Annotated in this window: 3 protein-coding genes and 2 pseudogenes; 3 read left to right on the top strand and 2 right to left on the bottom strand. The window is 57.2% G+C overall.

Annotated features, from left to right (window positions below; all coding sequences use genetic code 11):
• On the top strand, positions 1-705 hold a 705-nt coding region (gene tnpC, locus AC5ZGW_RS45290; protein WP_496114137.1), incomplete at its 5' end, for an IS66 family transposase.
• A 996-nt stretch (positions 706-1,701) separates the two neighbouring features.
• On the opposite strand, the gene AC5ZGW_RS45295 is transcribed toward tnpC, so the two are convergent.
• Entirely contained in the window at positions 1,702-2,529 is an 828-nt protein-coding gene (locus AC5ZGW_RS45295) for a RolB family protein (RefSeq protein WP_130231644.1), read from the bottom strand.
• Positions 2,530-2,882: 353 nt separating this feature from the next.
• On the opposite strand from AC5ZGW_RS45295, the gene AC5ZGW_RS45300 reads away from it, so the two are divergent.
• Both AC5ZGW_RS45300 and AC5ZGW_RS45305 read left to right on the top strand, forming a co-directional pair.
• Positions 2,883-3,152 (top strand): hypothetical protein, encoded by a 270-nt coding sequence (locus AC5ZGW_RS45300; protein WP_165435640.1) that lies wholly within the window; start codon positions 2,883-2,885, stop codon positions 3,150-3,152.
• Positions 3,143-3,862: pseudogene (locus tag AC5ZGW_RS45305) on the top strand (IS3 family transposase); the annotation flags it as partial. The gene AC5ZGW_RS45300 and the pseudogene AC5ZGW_RS45305, both read left to right, overlap by 10 nt.
• 8 nt (positions 3,863-3,870) lie before the next feature.
• On the opposite strand, the pseudogene AC5ZGW_RS45310 reads toward AC5ZGW_RS45305, so the two are convergent.
• Positions 3,871-5,007, bottom strand: a pseudogene (locus AC5ZGW_RS45310) (recombinase zinc ribbon domain-containing protein); the annotation flags it as partial.
• Between the last annotated feature and the right edge of the window lie 77 nt (positions 5,008-5,084).

Below are 5,084 nucleotides of genomic sequence, written 5' to 3' on the forward strand. Positions count from 1 at the left end.
TTCGCCGGTATCCTGCAAGCCGATTGCTACAACGGCTTCGAGCCGCTGTTCGACCCGCAGAAGAAGGTGCTGCCGATTACGCCGGCGTTTTGCTTCGCCCATGCGCGGCGGGGCTTCTTCGAGCTGGCTGACATCGAGAAGAATGCCCGGGAAGGCAAGAGAGGTAAACCGGTCTCTCCGATCGCGCTGGAGGCGGTCAGGCGCCTGGATGTGTTGTTCGAGATCGAGCGCGCCATTAACGGCTGCGGCGCCGAAGAGCGGCGCGCCGTGCGCCAGGAAAAGAGCAAGCCGCTCCTCGGGGACATGCACGCCTGGTTGTTGCGTGAGCGCGAAACCCTCTCTCGCTCCTCCGAGGTCCTGAAGCCTATGAATTACATGCTCAGGCGCTGGGACGACTTCGCCCGCTTCCTCGACGATGGCAGGATCTGCTTGACCAACAATTGTGCTGAGCGCGCATTGAGAGGCATCGCCTTGGGAAGGCGCAACTGGACCTTCGCCGGCAGCCAGCGTGGTGCCGACCGTGCCGCCATCATGCTGACGATGATCACGACCTGTCGTCTCAACGACGTCGATCCGAAAACCTGGCTCGCCGACGTCCTCGCCCGCATCGCCGATCTTCCCGCATCGCGTCTGCACGAACTGCTGCCCTGGGAATGGAAGCTCCTGCGCAAAGCCGACAAACCCGCCGATCAGCAGGCCGCCTGACGTTCACGCAACGCCCAGCCATCATAGAGCTCGCCGCTCTCACGCGCATGTGCCAATCTGGCGGCCTTCGTCGTATGCGTACGCCCCTTGAACCGTTTTGTTAGTTGGAAAGGTGGCCGCTTCTGATGTTATTCCTGCGGTTATGCCAGAGGCATCGTCTGCTGTGGTTGCTGTGGGTATGCGGTCAACGCGTCAGCGTTGTTCGATGCCCGCGCGGGCGCGGCGGCGGCGGCGGCGGCGGCAGGATAAATGCTGATGTAAACGTCGTCGCCTCGGATTTTTAGCCGCAACTTCCGGCTCGCGCTTCGCGCGAGTCTTGGGCTTCGCCCAAGTCCGGAAGTTGCGGCTAAAAATCCGAGGCGACGACGTTTACATCAGCATTTTATTTTCTGACGTTGTCCAAACAAGTTCTGCATAGCTCGTGCCATGCATCGACTATGGCTCCCAACACCACCAATCAATAATCTGCGAAGCAGATATACGTCGTGCAGAAAAGCGAAAAACAGACCACTACAACGAAATAGAACGGAGCGTTCAGAAGCCTTGTATTGGCAGGGCCGACTTATTTATAACGAAACCATTGCACATAAAAACTCATACGGCGGGAATACAGCATCTCTTTGCTACAACAAACAAAACACATTTTTTTAAAAATACTAGAATTCTAGGTAATATCAGCAATTGACCAAATATCGCTTACACGTTTGGCGCCTATCGCGCCATCGCGGACTAATCGCGTATGATACTGTATTCAATCGTCCATAAAATGGGTCAAGACAAACTGAGAAGAAGATAGCAAACTCGCCTGGCCTTCTTAAATAAAGTGAACATTACAACAACATGGCGCCATGAGCGCAAAAGCATAGCTAACGAAAACGGAAAATAACAACAATACAAGCAACGAGCACGACCGACGCAAATAGAAATTAAAGAACCTAATGTCTTTCTACGAGGGGCCAGGACCAACATTGGCGTATTGCGGCGAAAGTGACACAACTAATCATCCCAACCAGACGCAGTCGGCCAGTCGGTCGGGGGCATAGGAGGGGGCCAAGTCATCTCTCCATAGGCGACGATGTCGAACTGACCGCTCGTCGTATCGCGTATCCATACGCCATTGTCTTGGAAACTGAAGCGGTCGGTCGCAACGACAGCGAGGAAATACTGCATATCTTCGCGCTCAACGTTAGTGCACAATCGCCGGTGGTACTTTCCCGATATAGATCTAGCAGAGATGACGGGATCGTATGGCCGGCAGTTCATCGCTATCACCACCCCGGGGCAATATTTAGTTGGGACTGCTTCGAAAGTCTTGTCTTCGACACAGGAACGCGCAAGGTTGGTAGGCAAATAGACATACAAGAGGGGTGGGTCTGAAGCATCACCCGAGAGGGTGTCAAGTTCGATGGCCTCATTAGCGCCAGCGAGTGGAGACGCGGTCATACAGGGGTTTGTTTCGAACGCCCCAAAGTTCCTTGGAGGACGGTCGGTAGCTTGTTCATAAGCCCGCGCCTTAGCCACCCACTTGACCTGGGCTCGCTGGACCCGCTTTTGGAGGTACTTACGGTATTCTTTGACTGCCTTTTGGAGGCCCTTGCGCAGTTTGTCTCCGGTCGTGCCCGTCAGGCAGACGCTGTCAAATTCGGGGCGCTCGTAGGCTGGATAATTGTCTCCCATGGTGAAAGTGTGAAGTTTACGACAGATACTATAAGAGGGCTCGCTGCGTGACGAACTATAAGAGTGACTCGTATATATAGAGGCTTTGTCCACGAGCGATGAGCTGTGTAATCTCCAATCGGCACAGTGTTGCCGTTGCTGGTGCATTAAAGGGGCATCGTGTTGGATGTGTCCCTTCACTGCAGGTCGAGATCAAAGACTTCTTGCCTTCTGCGAAAAGCCACAAATGTCACCGTCTAAAAGCGTGGTTCAACTAAGAATACCTTGGGAATGTCACCTTCTGTCGTTCTCCAACAATAAAATATGCTTGGGTCTCGCTAAGGCTCCAAGTTAATATTCGTGAGCTTTTCGCTTATGAAAAGGCCATTATCCTATTCGCTTGCCTAAGCTTGTCCATTGGATCCTGTCACTGTCTACAATTGCGGTCCAATGAGGAAGAGCGTCCCTGCGGTCCAATTTAATTGTTCGCTGTTGGGCCAGTGCTGTTCTTTGAGAACCTGTTGGCATTGATTGGTGGTTGGACATTGATTGGTGGTTGGACATTGATTGGTGGTTGGACATTGATTGGTGGTTGGACAGGATATATCGCGTTGTCGCCTTTGCTTATTCGTGCATTTGTGCGCTCGTTTGTTCGTTGGTTTGCCAAACTGTTCGCCGTCAGGGCCTGTGAGACAAACAGGGGGATTTTGCGGAGGGAGGATTTCTGGTTCATCGTAGCCACCAGGAGCGAAGATGAAACAGAAATCCGGACCGGGATGCCCACGGGATGAGCGAACGGCGGGCGTGTAAAACCATCGGCAGCTGCCGCATGACTATGAGATACAAGACGATCCGGACGGACGATGACGGCCTTCGCCAGCGTATGAAGGCGATCGCTCATGAGCGCCGCCGCTTCGGCTATCGGCGCGTGCATGTCCTGCTCAAGCGGGAGGGTTATAGGGTCAACCACAAGAAGCTGTTCCGGCTTTACCGGGAAGAGAAGCTTGCAGTGCGCCGCCGTGGCGGCCGCAAGCGTGCCATCGGGACCCGAGCGCCGATGACGGTGCCGATGGCGCCGAACGACCGCTGGTCGCTCGACTTCGTGTCGGATCAGCTGACCTGCGGCCGCCGCTTCCGCGTCCTCACCGTGGTCGATGACTGCACCCGCGAGTGCCTGGCGCTGGTCGCCGATACCTCGCTCTCCGGCATCCGGGTGGCGCGGGAACTGGACCGGCTGATGATCGAGCGCGGCAAGCCGAAAATGGTGGTCAGCGACAACGGCAGCGAGCTGACCGGCAACGCCATCCTGACATGGGCGGATCAGAGCCGCGTCGCATGGCACTACATTGCGCCGGGCAAGCCCATGCAGAATGCCTTCATCGAGAGCTTCAACGGCCGGCTGCGGGATGAACTATTGAACGAGACGCTGTTCACGTCACTGGCCCAGGCTCGCGTCGCACTCGGATGCTGGCGGGCCGATTACAACTGCGCATCAGAACACCCATCTGGCTATGTGATTGAAGAGAAGAGATTTTGTTGAGCGGGATGCGATCCCGCGGGGTATCTTGGGTTCTGTCGCGCTCGTTCGGCGATAGATTGAGCAGCAGTTGTTATCAGCCAGGTGCGGGCGAAGATCCAAGGACCATCCGGCAGAGGATGGATGGATTCGATCTCGTCGGCTTCAGCGGCCAGCCGGAGCGTCTTGGGCGCGATCTTCAGGAGCTTTGCGGCGTTGCCAAGGTTGAGCCATGGCTCGATCCCGTCCTCCGCGGGCTTGAACACCGGGATGTGGTAGTTCGAGCGCATTGATGTGACGCGCTCGCGGGTCCAGCGATTGCCGTTACCGGTCTTCAGGCCGTTGCGATTGAGGAGGCCGGCAATCAGATCGTCGCTGGCGATCAGCACCAGTTGACGCACGGCCTGGATGATATCGGCAGAGGTGCTGTTGCGCTGTCCGCGCCGGCGCTTCGGCAAGCGCAACTCGCTGTGGGCGCCACCTACCCAATGAACGATGAGAATGATCTCCGAGGCCGCGTCGTCGATATCGGCTACGACCTCATGGATGAGGGTGCGCACAATCCGCTTCTTGAGGCGAGCATCCGTCGTCGGCGCATCCCAGACCGTTTTGAGGTTCGAGGCCAGAACACCGAGCAAGGCTGGATCAGGAAGTGCGGGCGTCGCCGCGTCATGCATGGCGATCTTGGCCTCGACCTCCGCCGCGTGAGCGAGCGCCCTGTTCCAGCGTGCTTCCAGCTCACTCGCCACCAGGCGGTTCGCGGGATCAGCGGCATCGTATTGCCGGAAGGCCCGGTCGGCGGCATAGCGCGCCGCTTCGAGATCCCGACTGAGAGCATCGCGCACCTGATCGCGCCGTTCCCCGGCTTCCTTAGCAGCAGCGGTTGCAGCGGCGATAGCGCCCGGACCGACGACGCCAAGCAGTGCCTCCTCGATGGCATCATCGACGCGCAATCCGCCGAAGGCGATGCAGTGGGGCCCGCCATTGTCCATCCAGGCGCGGCTGCAGCTGTAGCGCGGGATATGGTTTTCCATGCCGGAGTACCGGAGTGTGAGCTTGCGGCCGCAGCGCTGGCACCGGATCAGACCAGCCAGCAGCGCGTCACCATGCTTGGGCGCGCCGTGATGCCGATAGGTGATATCGGCCGCCCACACTTGATTCGGCCGGTCGATCGCCAGATGGCGCAGGAGATACGGGAAGATCTTGT

Source organism: Bradyrhizobium sp. Crot121, assembly GCF_059512385.1.